Below are 14,608 nucleotides of genomic sequence, written 5' to 3'. Positions count from 1 at the left end.
CCACAACATATTGCTACATAATATACCAAGTAAAAAGGCTCCCGAGGGAGCCTTTCTTATATCTAATTAATAACTAATCAGAATTTAGAACTTAAGTGTATAACTTGCACGATATTCACGACCGTAGTTGTTATACAGGTCAGCATTATCAAATGTACCTACAGAACTTAACACAGGATCTTCATCTGTTAGGTTGTTGATACCTAGTAGTAATTGGCCATAGTTACCAGCATCATAAACATAACTTAGATTGTGAATTAACCATGAATCCAAGTGACCAGTAGCATCATCTTCATAAGTAGACGATGTATAGTTCATGTTCCAAGATACTCTATGGTCGCCCATACTGTAATTAGTTGTAAATACAGACTTGTAGTCTGGTTGACCATTCCAACCTGAAGTATCTACAGAATCAGAACCACCTTCAACTTCTTCGATATAATCTAGCACAAAACTGTTGTTCCAGTTAAAGCCGATATCACCGATTGCAGTTTCAAACTTTGCGTTTAAAGCAACATCAATACCAGTAATTTCTAGCTTATCACCGTTACCGTAACCAGTACCAACTTCTAGTGCACGACCTAATGAACCATCTGCGCCATTTGGAGCACGTTCAACATAGAAGGTATCACTTGTTGCTAGGTCACCTTTAGCTATACCACGCATTACATTTGTGATACTACGACGGCTAATTACGTCATCAATATTTAAGTTATAGTAATCAACCTTAATACCGATATCATCAACGATATCCCATGCAACACCTAAGTTAATATATTCAGATGTTTCAGGGCCTAACTCTTTGTTGGCACTGATATAAGTATCATATTGTTTTTCACTACAATCAAGGTCTGAAATTGCTGGTATAGCGGATTGACAGAATGGGTAATCGGTACCATCGTCAGCACTGAATGTAGTAGCTGCGTACAACTGATCTAATGATGGTGCACGGAACGCTTCTGAGTAAGACGCACGCACAACAACGTTCTCTAGCGCTTGCCAACGAACTGATGCTTTAGGCGCAACATTGTCACCAAAATCACTGTAGTCATCGTAACGAGCTGCAAGGTTTAATTCAATATCATCTGTTAACGGTAGAACCGCTTCATAGAACATTGCCCATACTTGACGATCGCCACCTGCAGAGTTACCTGCACTACCACCAATTAAGCCTGCTTCAGACTGTGCGTCATACACTTCGCTAAACTGTTGGTCGAAATATTCCATACCAACGTAATGTGCAACTGCACCACCTGGTAATTCGAATGCATCAAAACCAATACCAGCACTGTACTGATCAAAAGTAGCACGGCCTTGTGTTAAGGTTGTAGCTTTCATGTTATTGACGCCGGCTTCAGAGCCTAAATCAATATCATTAGCTTGGTTATAAGCAAGACCTGCATAGCTTAGGTAGTACTCACCGATAGACTTGTTATCGGCGATATTGTGGTGGTAGTAAACTTCCCACTCAGCATCATTAAACGCACTGATAGTACCGCGTAAGCCTGTTAGGTAATCTTGGTTGTAATCGTCTACGTTACCGTCACGAGTACCAATACCCACCCAACGGAAATAACCTGTTGTTTCTTCACCGTATGGGTTATTTGGGTTATCTGCTGACATACCATTCCAAGCGGCTGCTGGAGGAGCATAACGACCAGTAGAGTTACCTTGAGTAACCATTACTCGGCTAAACCATTCGATGTCTTCTGCAATTTCATAGTTAGCATCAACATATACTGTGTTACGTTCTGTAGATGCTTTGTTATAAGAAACGTTCGCAAACGCATACATACAGTAAGTTGACCCTGGGCTCCAATCGTTGTCAGCTTTAACTGTTTGGAATACATTTGAACCGTATTCTGATTCTAAGTCATCACATAATAGTGATGCTTGTGCACCAGAAAAGTCAGGAGCCGCTACAGTAGCACCATAGATACTCCAACCAGCAGTTTCTTCGTAAGCTTGGATTTCACCATCGCCATTGAAGTCTGTCATGCTCGCCGCAGTATATGGACGATCTGCGTCTGAAATACCTTTACGGTCTTGATGGTCGAATGAGAAAGTAATGTTACCTTTATCCATTTGATAACCAGCAACAACCGAGAATTCTTTACTTGTTAGGCCGCCGTCTTGGTCGCGTGAGCCACCGCCAACGTTGAATTCAAGACCTTGGTAATTCTTTTTCATGATGATGTTAACAACACCAGCAATTGCATCAGAACCATAAGTAGAAGATGCGCCGTCAGTAAGAATGTCGATACGTTCTACTGCAGCCATAGGAATAGCGTTCAAGTTAGCAGATGCACCACCTAGCGTTGGTGAACCTGGGAAACGCTTACCATCAATAAGTACTAAAGTACGGCTCGAGCCTGCACCACGTAAGTTGATAGTTGCTTGAGATTGTGCAGAACTACCTGAACGCTCAGAGAATGATCCGAAAGAGTTCAAGTTACTGTTACGAAGTGCATCAGCAACTGTAAAGTTACCTTCCATCTTCATATCTTCAGTTGTAATGGTCGTAATTGGCGAAGCGCCTTCAAGGTCAGAACGCTTAATGCGCGAACCAGTAACCTCAATACGTTCTACTTTTGCGCCATCTTCATCAGCAGCAAAAACTGCTGGCGAAGCAAATGCAGCTGCTGCTGCACCACTGATCAGTGCTAAACGCACCGACTTAGCTAATACGTTCTTATGCATTGTCTATCTCCCTGGACTTTTTTATGTCTTTCTTATAATGCTAACAACCTTTTTAGGTGTTAGTTCAATGAGGGGATGCAACAAAAAACAATCACAACCTCTCAACTACAGGTGCAATAAAATCACATTTGAAACAACTAATCAACATTTGAAGTGTCGTAAGCGCAAAAGTTAATCAAATGTAACAACTTTAACTGTTAAGAAATATGAACAGGTAATTTTTTTTAACTTTATAAACAATAAGTTAAAGTTGTTTAGTTATTGTCGAAACAACATACCAAGTCTAAAGTTAAAAACTTAACCTATTGTTTTAAATAACTATTAACATGGAGAAGGTAGTTTTTTATTACTTCTGGTAAACATAAAAATGTTAAGTGTTAATAAATAAGGCTATGTAAGTAATTGCTTAACATTAATCGTCTAGATAAATCTTCGTAGATTGGGTTTGCGAGGTTTGTGCGTCATCAAATAATGCTTGATTGCCTTTACTGAATTAAGAACGTAAGGACACGAAGAAAAACAAGCAATGTTAATTAACATTGAAAACTTAAGATTGGGGTGTTGGTAAGTTAACTTATAGCAATAGAAGTTGATTATTCACCAGTGAGTCAAAGCTATGGCCACACAGTTGCAGAATGGGCTCCGCGATAGGTTGAATTTGTTTACAAATATAGTATTCATAATCAATATTTTGTGGTTTTGCTTCTATGGCTTGTGCACCAGTGAGTGTCATTATATATCGAATCTGTTGTCCTTTTCGGGTAACACTTACGTCACCGAGTAGTTCGGCAAGCTGTTTTGCGGCTTTAACATGGGGTGACGACTTTGCGGTATAATCTTCAACATTGCGTCTTAATCGCTTTTTAAAAATAAGTTCATTATCTCGAGCACCGCACTTAATTGCCGCCAGCTCGTTACTCAAATAATCAATAACATCCTCGCCCTTGAAAAACAATTCATATAAATGGTACTGCATCCTTCTTGCAATAGGGCTCCAGTCACTCCTCACCTGCTCCATACCTTTAAAGGTTAGAGTTAATTGTTGCTGATCATTTGACACTGCGCCGACATAACGCTTTTTACTGCCTTCATCCGAGCCCCTTAAGGTAGGCATAATAAATTGTTCAAAGTGGGTTTCAAACTCCAGCTCAAGATAACTGTCTAATTGATATTCTTCTGCGCACCATGCAAGCCAACGTTCGGTTATTGATACAGAAAGATGTTTTCCAACCGCTTGGATATCTTTAATCCCATGATTATCTCCTAACCAGACAAAGGTAGAATCGGTGTCACCATAAATCACTTGATAACCGCACTCTTCTATCCATTGCTTAGTGAGTTTCATAATTTGATGACCGCGCATGGTAATCGAACTGGCTAACTTAGCATCATGAAATACACAACCTCGAGAGCCTAATACGCCATACAATGAGTTCATAATAATTTTTATCGCTTGCGATAACGGCGCATTTTTATCTCGTTTGGCCAGTTCTCTTTGCTCTGCAAGGCTGGCAACTAATGCAGGTAAAATAGGCGATTGCCGACTAAATTGAGCACCTAAATATCCAGCCACTGTCGTTGCATCACCTTTTACTTCACTCGCGTAGAGTCCTTCAACTAAGCCTTTAGGATCGATAAGAAATGTCCTAATAATCGACGGATATAGACTTTTAAAATCTAATACTAAAACATCTTTATAATAACCCGGTATAGAGGACATAACATATCCGCCAGGGCTTTCTAAACCTTGGCTCGCGGGTTGTGCGGGGGCCACAAAGCCACTTCGATGTAAGTGAGGTAAATACAAATGATAAAATGCAGCAATCGATGCACCCACGCGGCCGAACTCCAAGCCCGTTAACTTGGCGCGTTCAAGAGCAAAATCTAACAACTGTGTTTTTTCAAAAATATCCCACACTAGTCGGCAGTCGGTAATATTATAAAAAGCCAATGCATTTTTATCTTGTTCAAATAAATGAGTAATTTCTTGGCCACGATTTTCAACATGATCAATGGCTTTACCTTCGGCTAATAACTGTCGCGATACCGATTCTAACGAAAAACTATCAAACTGATAAAACGCCGCTTTAAGCCAATCAATACCATCCAAAACCACACGCCCAGGTAAAGATAATGTTTCCGGCCGATATTTGTCAGCCACTTTCCAGCTCAGTTCGCTATTACCTCTACCAATTAATAATGGAATTTGATGTAAAACACAGCGTTTGAACAACAAGGCTAAATCAAAGGTCACTACTGCCCAGCCAATAATAATATCGGGGTCATAGTCGCTAAACCACGCTATTAAATGATGTATCAGTTCAATCTCATTTTTTACCCAAACAATGAAATCATGACATTCTGCTTGCGGTTCGCCCACCATATACACACATTGATAATCGGTACCATATAAACCAACCGAATAAAGTTCACCCGTAAAACTGCACTCAAAATCCAGTGAAACCATCTTCAAAGAGATATCAACAAGTTCGTTGGCGGGCATTTTTCTAGCCCGATTAATCGATAACAAAGGAATCGTTGAAGTTGAATTACTCGGTTGATAATGCCCTGAACACTCAATATCTAAGGCAATAAATCGTTCTATAAGGTAGCGTTGCTCAGACCTAATATCGGCTTCAAATAAAGTAATACCGCTATCATTAGCTATGCGACTGAGTAATTTCAATTGGGTATTTGATTTAAGATACAAGGCACTGATAGGTTCATGTGCAAAGCTCATCAATGATATCGACTCAGCCTTAAGGGCAAAGCCGACTTTTTGACTTAATTGATTAACATCTTGCTGACGGCAGAAACAGATCACTTCACTGTGATACAGCTCTGCTAATACAGGTCCTTGAGCGGTTTTAATATAATATTGAAGCACTAATTGTCCATGCCGATAAATAGCATGACGAGTTAATACTCGTCCCTTCACATGATTATTGGTCGTTGGATTATCTGTCGGCGTCACAACGGGTTTGAATTCCGGCACAAGTTTACTCAATTTGATTTATTACTTCGTGGCATGCTAATTCACTGTTATTATGTACAGCATAATTCAGTCTATGTAGAAATCATACTTCCTATGCTACCGGATAACATAAAAAGTCAAATTCGCACCATTTATAAAGAAATTGCCGCATCTATGCCGCAATTTCGTTCTCGTCGCGAACAAAACTATATGGTAGCGGAAATATCAAAAACCTTAGCAGGCGAGTATGACAAAGACCGTCGTATCATTGTGGTTGAAGCGGGTACCGGCATTGGTAAATCTTTGTCTTATATCTTAGGGGCAATCCCTTTAGCCATCTCGAGTAAAAAGAAAGTCTGTATTGCCACTGCAACCGTGGCACTTCAAGAACAATTACTCCACAAAGATCTACCTCATTTTTTACAACAGTCTGGTATTGATTTTAAATTTGGTTTGGTAAAAGGTCGTCAGCGTTACGTATGTTTAGCCAAACTTGAAGCCATGATAGGGGCACAAGACAGCTCACAAATAGCCATATGGCAAACTAAACCCGACCAAAGTCAAATTAACGAATTACAAAAATTGCATCAAGATTTTCATCAAAAACGCTGGAATGGTGAAATTGATACTTTAAAACACCCTATTCCTGATTTCTTGTGGCAACAAATTTGCTGTGATAAACACAGCTGTCATCGTCAAGTATCGGCACACCATAATTGCCCGTTTCATAAAGCCCGTGAAGATGTGGACACTTGGGATGTACTCATTGTTAACCACAGTCTGTTATTTGCCGATTTAGAACTTGGCGGCGGCGTCATTTTACCAGAACCAGAAGACATGTTTTATGTTATCGACGAAGCTCATCACTTACCGATAGTTGCCAGAGATTTCTCCAGTGCTCAAGCCACACTTCGAGGAGCATGTGATTGGTTAGAAAAAGCATCGAAAACCTGTTCTAAGTTACAAAATCAACTCAAAACCACTCATATCATTGCCCCTGTACAGGCCATGCTTGACCACACCACAGAGTTAACCAATTTACTGACCCAGGTTGCTCACTTTTGTGATACCCAACCACAGTTATTCGCTAACCCTGAATCCAGGCTTCGTTTTGAACATGGCCAATTACCACAATCGTTATTAATACAGGCAGAAAATCTGGCCACTGCATCAGGTTCCGCGGTAAAGCAATTTAATAAAGTGGTATCAGTGTTAAATGAAGCAATCAAAGATGGTGAAGTGCCTAAACATCAGTCGGAAGGGTTGTTATCAGAAACAGGTTTTATTTTACAGCGGCTAGATAACTTACATAAGTTATGGAAGATGATGGCCAAAGAAGACAGTAAAAAAGGCGCACCAATGGCGCGTTGGGCTGAATTAATTACCGGTAAACAACAAGATTATTTATTTTGCTCATCGCCTATAGAAGTTGGCTTTATGCTTGAATCTATGTTGTGGCAAAAAGCCGCTGGCGTGGTGTTGTGCAGTGCAACGCTTCGAGCCTTAAACAGCTTCAACCATTTTGCTCATCAAGTAGGCCTGTCAATGAATGATGGCAGCCGATTTTTAGCATTATTATCCCCTTTCGATTACGAAAATAATGCGACTTTATTTATACCTCAAATGGTTTGCGAACCTACGGACGAAAATTACACCACCGAACTTGCACAACATATTGTGACACTTATCGATGGCGAAATGGCCACATTAGTGCTGTTTGCATCCTATTGGCAAATGGATAAAGTGGTTGAGCTCGTCGAAGGTAAAATCCCCAAAGACCAGCTTTTTGTTCAAGGCGCTATTCCACGTCAACAAATATTAGAACAGCACAAAAAACGCTGTGATGAAGGTCTACCCAGTGTCATTTTCGGTACTGGCAGCTTTTCTGAAGGCCTCGATTTACCGGGCGATTACTTAACAAACTTAATCATTACCAAACTTCCGTTTGCTGTCCCGACCTCACCAGTAGAACAAGCTCACGCGGAATACTTAAAAGTAAAAGGCGGTAATCCATTTTTACAGCTGACAATTCCTGATGCTTCACGTAAATTAGTCCAAAGTTGTGGCCGACTGTTACGAAAAGAGCAAGATTATGGCCGAGTGACCATTTTAGACCGTCGTTTGGTCACTAAACGTTATGGCAAATCATTAATTGATGCCCTTCCTCCTTTTAGACGTGTTATTGAATAGGTATTGAGTTGGATTTATTATTAGACCCTAGCCATTGGGCTATATTAGCGGTCATAGGTATATTTGCGGGTTTTATTGATGCCATAGTTGGCGGTGGTGGGCTTCTGTCTATTCCAGCATTACTCACCGTCGGTATTCCGCCACATTTAGCATTAGGAACCAATAAATTAGCCGCTTGTTTTGGTTCTCTTACTTCGAGTTACACCTTTTATAAACAGCATTTATTTAACCCTGCATTATGGAAAACGTGTTTTTTTGCCACGTTGGTTGGGTCGATTGCAGGTTGTGGTTTAGTATTTCTGATTGACCCACAATGGCTAGACAAAATATTACCACTACTCATAATTAGTATCGCTGTTTATACCTTATTTAGCCCAAAAGCGATGGGTGACAAAAATATAATGGCCCCAAAATATCGTTCACCAAAATACAAACAAATTAGCCAAGGATTTGTTTTAGGTGGATACGATGGTTTTGCAGGACCAGGTATTGGTGCTTTTTGGACGGTATCGTCTATCTCGCTGTATAAACTCCCTCTGTTGCACAGCTGTGGATTAGCGAGAGTCATGACCGCGGTGAGTAACATCACAGCACTCATTATCTTTGCATCCATGGGTCAAGTACAATGGATGCTCGGCTTGTGGATGGGGGTATGCATGATGGCAGGTTCATTTATCGGCGCCAGAAGTGCGATTCGATTTGGAATACCTTTTATTAAACCAATATTCATTATTATGGTATTGTCGATTGCAGTCCATCTTACGTGGAGTGCATGGGTATGAACACCCAACAATTGCTATCAATGTTAAAACAACAGCTCGCTAAACTTGAGCAAGACGCATTAATACACGACCAGAATTTGGCGCCTTCGCAACGACAGTCTTTACAAGAAATTGAACGATTTAACAGTCAGCTATTTGCCCAACAAGGAGCCCAACTAAGCCCTTGTATCACTCAGTTACGTCAAGATATTAAACAACTCGAAAAACAACTTTACCTTAAGTTGGGCAGTAACGTTATCCAACTCAGTTGCGATCGTATTCAAGACCGATTTAGTGCATTACGCAGAGCATTGCTAACCACTCACATCAACCTTAAATCCGAACAACAGCGCAAAGCCAGTAATCGAGCCCGATATGCAAAAAAACAACAACAAGCAATACAAGACAGCGGATTTGGTTGGATAGCCAGCAATGTGATGCAAAATAGCCATCAACTCTACGCTGAACTCAATAAACATTTAAATTGGGCAAAAAAAATAGAGCAAAAAATACAACAAATGGAAGCAACTCTTGAATTCTGTCATAGTGATGACAAAATAAAACTGCAAAATGATATTCTGTCTATGCATCGCCGTTTAGGAAAGTGCAAACAAGCAACCAGTTATATTGAAGAGCGTATTCAACTTTTTGAACGACCTCGCCAAAGTTACCCACGTTAAGGAGCAACAATGAAATCTTTATTTACCACAAGTGCGCTTTTGGCATTTTTAACATCATCATCCGTCTTAGCAGCGAATTTAACCATTCCAATGTCTTTTGAGTACCTAGCGCTTGATGGTGCAGAAGTTGAAACCAGTATGTTCAATCATCAATCGGATTTAGCGTTAACCAATGGCACCCATAAAATTGCAGTCCGTTATCATGATGTGGTTGATGATTCCTTTAGTGACAGTCAATCTTTTGTAAAATCGACACCTTTAATTGTGACGTTAACGGTTGATGGCGATCATCAATATCTATTACAACCCGCTGACGGTGACGTTATCAAGAATCCAAAAGCATTCGCTAAAAAACCACAAATCAACATTAAACGCCAAGATAATGCAGCGGTAACTTACAGTGTAGAACAAACTAATTTTACTGAAGAGTCATTTATTACTAGCCTGTTTAACAATAAAAACCAACATGATATTGAAACCTTATCGGCTTCAGCTACAGGTAACGGCAGTCAACCAATACAAGCATTAGCAGTCAAATCAGATATTGAATCTGCTACGATGAGTGCACCAGTTATTGCAACTGTACCAGTAACGGTGCCAGCAACAACGGCTCAAAAGCCGACTCCAGCACAAGCAGAACAAATGCTCCAATATTGGTGGTTACAAGCCGATGACAAAACCCGTAAAGAATTTATGGGCTGGGCAATAAAACAACTGTAATGTCTCTATCGATCCCTTTTGTTTACCACGCCAGCTATTCACAGCTGGCGTTACCTAGCACCCATCGTTTTCCAACCACTAAATATCACAATTTATACCAGCACGCGCTCAAACAACAATTATTGTTTGAGCAATATCGCCATACGCCTACACCGATATCGAAAGATACGCTCTATACAGTGCATTGCCCGCAATATGTCGAGCAATTTATCAATGGTGCCTTATACCATAAAGCCCAAAGACGTATTGGTTTTCCATGGAGCCAAGAGTTAGTTACCCGCACTTTACACGCCGTAAATGGTACCCGTTTATGTGCTGAATTAGCGCTTAAACATGGAATTGCAGTTCACTTAACCGGTGGTTATCATCATGCGCACTATGATTTTGGCAGTGGTTTTTGCATTTTCAATGATTTAGTTATCGCGGCGAGATCAGCCATTGACTCAGGTAAAGCGGATAAGGTACTCATTTTTGATTGTGATGTTCATCAAGGTGATGGAACCGCGACACTCACTCAAGGCAGCCCAGATATTATTAGTTGCTCGATCCACTGTGCACAGAATTTCCCGTCCAGAAAGCAACAATCTGATCACGATATCGCTCTGGATAAAGGGTGTACCGATAAACAATATCTTGAACACATACAACAAATATTACCTTACTTGATACGCATCCATCAGCCAGATCTGATCATCTATGATGCTGGGGTCGATATTCATCAACATGATGACCTTGGATATTTCGCCATTTCGAATCAAGGTATTCTCGCTAGAGATAAACAGGTAATATCGATAGCACAAATGCATAGCATCCCACTTGCAGCAGTAATAGGGGGAGGCTATAGTCGTAATGAAGCAGAATTAACCATTCGACATAGCCAATTGTTAATTGCTGCCAATGAAATCTGGTCACCACAGTGTCAGGCAATGCAAAACCAATAACACTGCGTCACTAAATTAAACAAACATCTCGACATTGAAGCATATGTCGATAAAACAAACTGTCTCAATGGAGCGTAATAATGCAATTAGAGATCCGAAACTATTATGAAGTTCTATTAATGGAAATGCTGCGAGATGAAGGTCTAATGGAAGAGTTGCCAGAAGAATACTTAGCGGATTTATGCTGCGTCACGCTGAATCAGTTACCCGTCAGGTACATTCGCCATTTAGTTGATACGTATTTCTTCGAAAATTATCAAGAATTAAAACAGATGAAAACAGAGATAAGCGAAGCACTAGAACGTTCGAGACAATTCCTCAAAGCAAATTTGCAAAAACGCTTAAAAGAAGAAGCTGAAATCGCAGCAGAACAACAACAGTAATTTCACCGGCATTAGCTGATGCTTGCCATTAACTGATGTTTTGCCGGATATTGAATGAATATATTCTAGTAAGCACTGGTTATGGTAATTCCATGAATAATTTATTCATACAATACGGCTGTTTTTTGATTGGAATTTTTTGGTTAAAATATTTTGGTTGCAATACTTTGTTGGAATTAATGCGGTGAAAATCATACGGGGAATATTGGAGGTTCCCCTAGAGCCACACCCCGGCACACGAGTCACTTGCTGCGGTTGCTCCCTTCCAGGCCTGGCCGAGTTCACAAGTTATCGTTGCGGGGGGACCCTAGGGTCACCATTGACTTCTGAACCATATAATACAAAGCTTATGTCTCAGAACGGGGCGATTATCCCCTAACCCATTGGCTGGATCAAGCCTTTATCCTAATAAGTTTTCAATCCTCTACCTAACTGCGCAATACTTAACCTTAACAGGGAATACTAGATGGGATAAGGGATGGGTTAACCGACATAAATCGATCTATTCACAAGCCAAGTATGCCAAACACACTATTTATGTTGCCCATAATACGAATTCAGACGTGAATCATTAATCTATTGAACATAAATACATAGCCAGATGAAATAGAAAAACAGTGGTGAGATAATCGTTTATGACGTCGAGCACAAGTCACTTATGCAGGTTCACATCACTTAGCGTATTCAAGAATATGCTAATAACGGTATTAACACTTTGGAACTATCCTATTTATTTCAGTAATACCGGCAAATCTTCATCAAACAACGTTACCCATAAAGGAATAGTCAGATCTCAGTCACAACTCTAGACATAATTCAATGAGTAAGTGGCCAAGGTTAGCTAACATTAGATTTGAATAAAATCCGCACACTTATAACCAGTAGTGAATGCGAGATAACAAAAAATGCAGGGAATACATGATGAAGACAATAACAGTTAGTCCCGCTGCAAAAGCGGTATTGAGTGCAGGGCTTATTGCTCTAGCGCTATCGGGTTGTGGAGGCAGTGATGGTACTAATGGCGAAGATGGGCCAGATGGTATTATTGGTGTAAACATTGATGCGACATCTACCCTAAAAGCGACCTTTACCGATGCAACCGTAGTCGATGGAAAAGTCAGTGTTGACTTTATTCTTAAAAATGCCAATGGTGTTGCGGTATTGGGACTAACAAAAGATCATGACCTTCGTTTTGGTATCGCTCAATTAACCCCGGTTACTGAAATGGTCGGTGCTGATGGCGCTAAAGTCGAAGTCGACCGTGGTTATCAATGGCAGTCTTATATCAATACAACCAAGCAACCTAATGCAAGTTGGATCCCTGCTGATGAAACCAATATTGCTCCTTCTGCGCAATTTCAAGCTGAAGTGGAGGCTGCTTCAAAATGTGCCGACTGCTTAGTTGATAATCTAGATGGCTCATACTCATACACATTTCAAACCAATATTGCTCAAGTCATAGAGCCGTTAAGCATCACTTACCAAGCTGATGACACCCAGCGCATTACATTGGAATTAAAACAGCCGTTAATTACAGCTAATGCTCATTACGATTTTCAACCTTCGACTGGCTTAACCGAAGATATTGCATCACGCGACGTTGTCTCGATTAATGCTTGTTATACCTGCCATCAACCAGAAAGCTTAGCATTGCACGGCGGTCGTCGAATCGATCTTGAAAACTGTGCATCATGTCATACCGCAACATCTGGCGATCCTGAAACCGGTAACAGTGTTGATTTCACCTACATGATCCACGCTATTCATAAAGGCCAAGACCGCGTAACCAGCACTGCCGATGGCGATGTAGCCGCACCTTATAAAGTGATTGGCTATGGCGGTGGAATACACAATTACGGTAACGTGATGTATCCACAAAAACCTGCTGCCGATTGCAGTGCATGTCACGTAGAAGGCGCAAACGCTCCCAAAGATGCTGGCCTGTTTAATGCCAATAAAAGTGATACCGCTTGTATTGCATGTCACACAGAATTAGCGTCTCAACAACATGTTGGTGTCGGCACAAATTGTACTTCATGCCATGTTGAAGAAGGCTATGGTCGCAGTGCAAAAGAAGCGCATGGCGATGTCATGAAAGCCTATAACGAAACCCAAGCGATGAACGCCGTATTCAGCGACGTAATAGTTACTGCTGATGGGAAATTCAGTACTACGGTTAAATTTACCGATGCTTCAGCTAATGTTATTGCAGCGGAATTTATCGACCAAGGTAGCCGTATCGTTATGGCATGGGACAGCGACAAAAACTACCCAACGTATCAAGATGCCAGTTACAGTAATCGTCGTCTTAAATTAAGTGAAGGTACCGCCAACGCAGATAATAGCTGGACCTTAGTTTGGGATAAGATCACCTTACCAACAGATTATGTGGGTAAAACATTTGAACTATGGTCAGCAGTCACAGCCTGTTTTAATCATGGTGGCTACGGCAGACCGGAAGTTAAACTAACGGCTTGTAGTACTGATGATGTCCAGAAAGTGGAAATTAAAAGTAGTCCATACCATTTTGTTATGGCTGCAAGTGCAATAGACACTAGCCAAACCACTGCTACACGTAGAAACATTATCAACACAGAAAGCTGTCAAGGTTGCCATAACCAAGAAGTGTATCACTATGACAATGGTGTAAATTGCCAAACCTGTCATACCGCTGATAAGACGCTTAAAAATGACGATACTTACCCTGGTGGCAAAAAATCGACCAGCTTTGCCTTTAAAGCACACAGCGCTGAAGGTCATTACCTCAAATATGCCGGTGTTGAATCTGGAACCGTGTTGAAAACCGATTGTAAAACCTGTCATACCGCTGATGGGATCCAACTTGGTAGAGCCACTGACAGAGTATGGCGTTATGGCGATATCGATACTGGAGCCGATGTATGGATGTCATCAGATACTGGAGCATGTTTAAGCTGTCATCAAAAGTATCGTACTGATGCCACCGTGTCGCATATTGAATCTAATGGCGGTATTGTTGATGGGATCAGTGAGGACGATGCTCGTAATCGTGCATCAGAAATATGTTCTACCTGTCATACCGTAGACCGCGTCACTAAAACACATGGTTTTTAAACAGTAAAAAGAAACAACCTTGGCGTTTTATCCATCAAAGACCTTAGTTTATAACTAAGGTCTTTTTGTTATCCGAACAATCCTCCCCCGCTAAACTGCGCATTTTACATACCTCTTTATTAATAGGCTGATCATCATCACACAATTACGTTCGTTTTAAAGACGA

General features: G+C 40.8%; 9 protein-coding genes and 1 other RNA gene. 7 read left to right on the top strand and 3 right to left on the bottom strand.

Annotation, left to right across the window (positions count from 1 at the left end):
- Positions 1 to 84: 84 nt before the first annotated feature.
- Positions 85 to 2,700 (bottom strand): TonB-dependent receptor domain-containing protein, encoded by a 2,616-nt coding sequence (locus tag AAEY98_RS03950; protein WP_351015101.1) that lies wholly within the window; start codon positions 2,698 to 2,700, stop codon positions 85 to 87.
- A gap of 574 nt (positions 2,701 to 3,274) precedes the next feature.
- A complete protein-coding gene (locus AAEY98_RS03945; RefSeq protein ID WP_335690408.1) occupies positions 3,275 to 5,695 on the bottom strand; it encodes a DNA polymerase II in 2,421 nt (806 codons plus the stop codon).
- Positions 5,696 to 5,788: 93 nt separating this feature from the next.
- On the opposite strand from AAEY98_RS03945, the gene dinG reads away from it, so the two are divergent.
- The 6 genes from dinG (at position 5,789) to AAEY98_RS03915 (ending at position 11,349) form a co-directional block, all read left to right on the top strand.
- Entirely contained in the window at positions 5,789 to 7,864 is a 2,076-nt protein-coding gene (dinG, locus tag AAEY98_RS03940) for an ATP-dependent DNA helicase DinG (protein ID WP_101087805.1), read from the top strand.
- An 8-nt stretch (positions 7,865 to 7,872) separates the two neighbouring features.
- A complete protein-coding gene (locus AAEY98_RS03935) occupies positions 7,873 to 8,646 on the top strand; it encodes a TSUP family transporter (protein WP_162022710.1) in 774 nt (257 codons plus the stop codon).
- The gene (locus tag AAEY98_RS03930; protein WP_101087800.1) at positions 8,643 to 9,305 is read left to right on the top strand and encodes a primosomal replication protein; all 663 of its coding nucleotides are present in this window, start codon (positions 8,643 to 8,645) and stop codon (positions 9,303 to 9,305) included. Before AAEY98_RS03935 ends, AAEY98_RS03930 begins: the two co-directional genes overlap by 4 nt.
- A gap of 9 nt (positions 9,306 to 9,314) precedes the next feature.
- Positions 9,315 to 10,025: a DUF2057 domain-containing protein gene (locus AAEY98_RS03925; protein WP_101087798.1), complete on the top strand. Its 711-nt coding sequence runs from the start codon at positions 9,315 to 9,317 to the stop codon at positions 10,023 to 10,025.
- Positions 10,025 to 10,966, top strand: coding sequence for a histone deacetylase family protein (locus AAEY98_RS03920; RefSeq protein WP_351015099.1), 942 nt, complete (start codon positions 10,025 to 10,027; stop codon positions 10,964 to 10,966). Before AAEY98_RS03925 ends, AAEY98_RS03920 begins: the two co-directional genes overlap by 1 nt.
- An 80-nt stretch (positions 10,967 to 11,046) precedes the next feature.
- Positions 11,047 to 11,349, top strand: coding sequence for a late competence development ComFB family protein (locus tag AAEY98_RS03915; RefSeq protein ID WP_101087795.1), 303 nt, complete (start codon positions 11,047 to 11,049; stop codon positions 11,347 to 11,349).
- 214 nt (positions 11,350 to 11,563) lie between these two features.
- On the opposite strand, the gene ffs is transcribed toward AAEY98_RS03915, so the two are convergent.
- Positions 11,564 to 11,660, bottom strand: an RNA gene (gene ffs, locus AAEY98_RS03910) — signal recognition particle sRNA small type.
- 607 nt (positions 11,661 to 12,267) lie between these two features.
- Here ffs and AAEY98_RS03905 point away from each other — a divergent pair.
- Positions 12,268 to 14,442 carry an OmcA/MtrC family decaheme c-type cytochrome gene (locus AAEY98_RS03905; RefSeq protein WP_351015097.1) on the top strand — a complete coding sequence of 725 codons (2,175 nt, stop codon included), beginning with the start codon at positions 12,268 to 12,270 and terminating at the stop codon, positions 14,440 to 14,442.
- Positions 14,443 to 14,608: the final 166 nt, after the last annotated feature.

This window comes from Shewanella sp. AC91-MNA-CIBAN-0169 (genome assembly GCF_040310165.1).
GTDB lineage: Bacteria > Pseudomonadota > Gammaproteobacteria > Enterobacterales > Shewanellaceae > Shewanella.
Note: the sequence above shows the minus strand (reverse complement) of the source record. Positions and strands in the feature narration are given on the sequence as shown.

Bases quoted from the DNA above. Each gene is read 5' to 3' on its own strand.
- AAEY98_RS03905 (WP_351015097.1), top strand. From the start codon at position 12,268: ATGATGAAGACAATAACAGTTAGTCCCGCTGCAAAAGCGGTATTGAGT.
- AAEY98_RS03925 (WP_101087798.1), top strand. From the start codon at position 9,315: ATGAAATCTTTATTTACCACAAGTGCGCTTTTGGCATTTTTAACATCA.
- dinG (WP_101087805.1), top strand. From the start codon at position 5,789: ATGCTACCGGATAACATAAAAAGTCAAATTCGCACCATTTATAAAGAA.
- AAEY98_RS03950 (WP_351015101.1), bottom strand. From the start codon at position 2,700: ATGCATAAGAACGTATTAGCTAAGTCGGTGCGTTTAGCACTGATCAGT.
- AAEY98_RS03930 (WP_101087800.1), top strand. From the start codon at position 8,643: ATGAACACCCAACAATTGCTATCAATGTTAAAACAACAGCTCGCTAAA.
- AAEY98_RS03915 (WP_101087795.1), top strand. From the start codon at position 11,047: ATGCAATTAGAGATCCGAAACTATTATGAAGTTCTATTAATGGAAATG.
- AAEY98_RS03920 (WP_351015099.1), top strand. From the start codon at position 10,025: ATGTCTCTATCGATCCCTTTTGTTTACCACGCCAGCTATTCACAGCTG.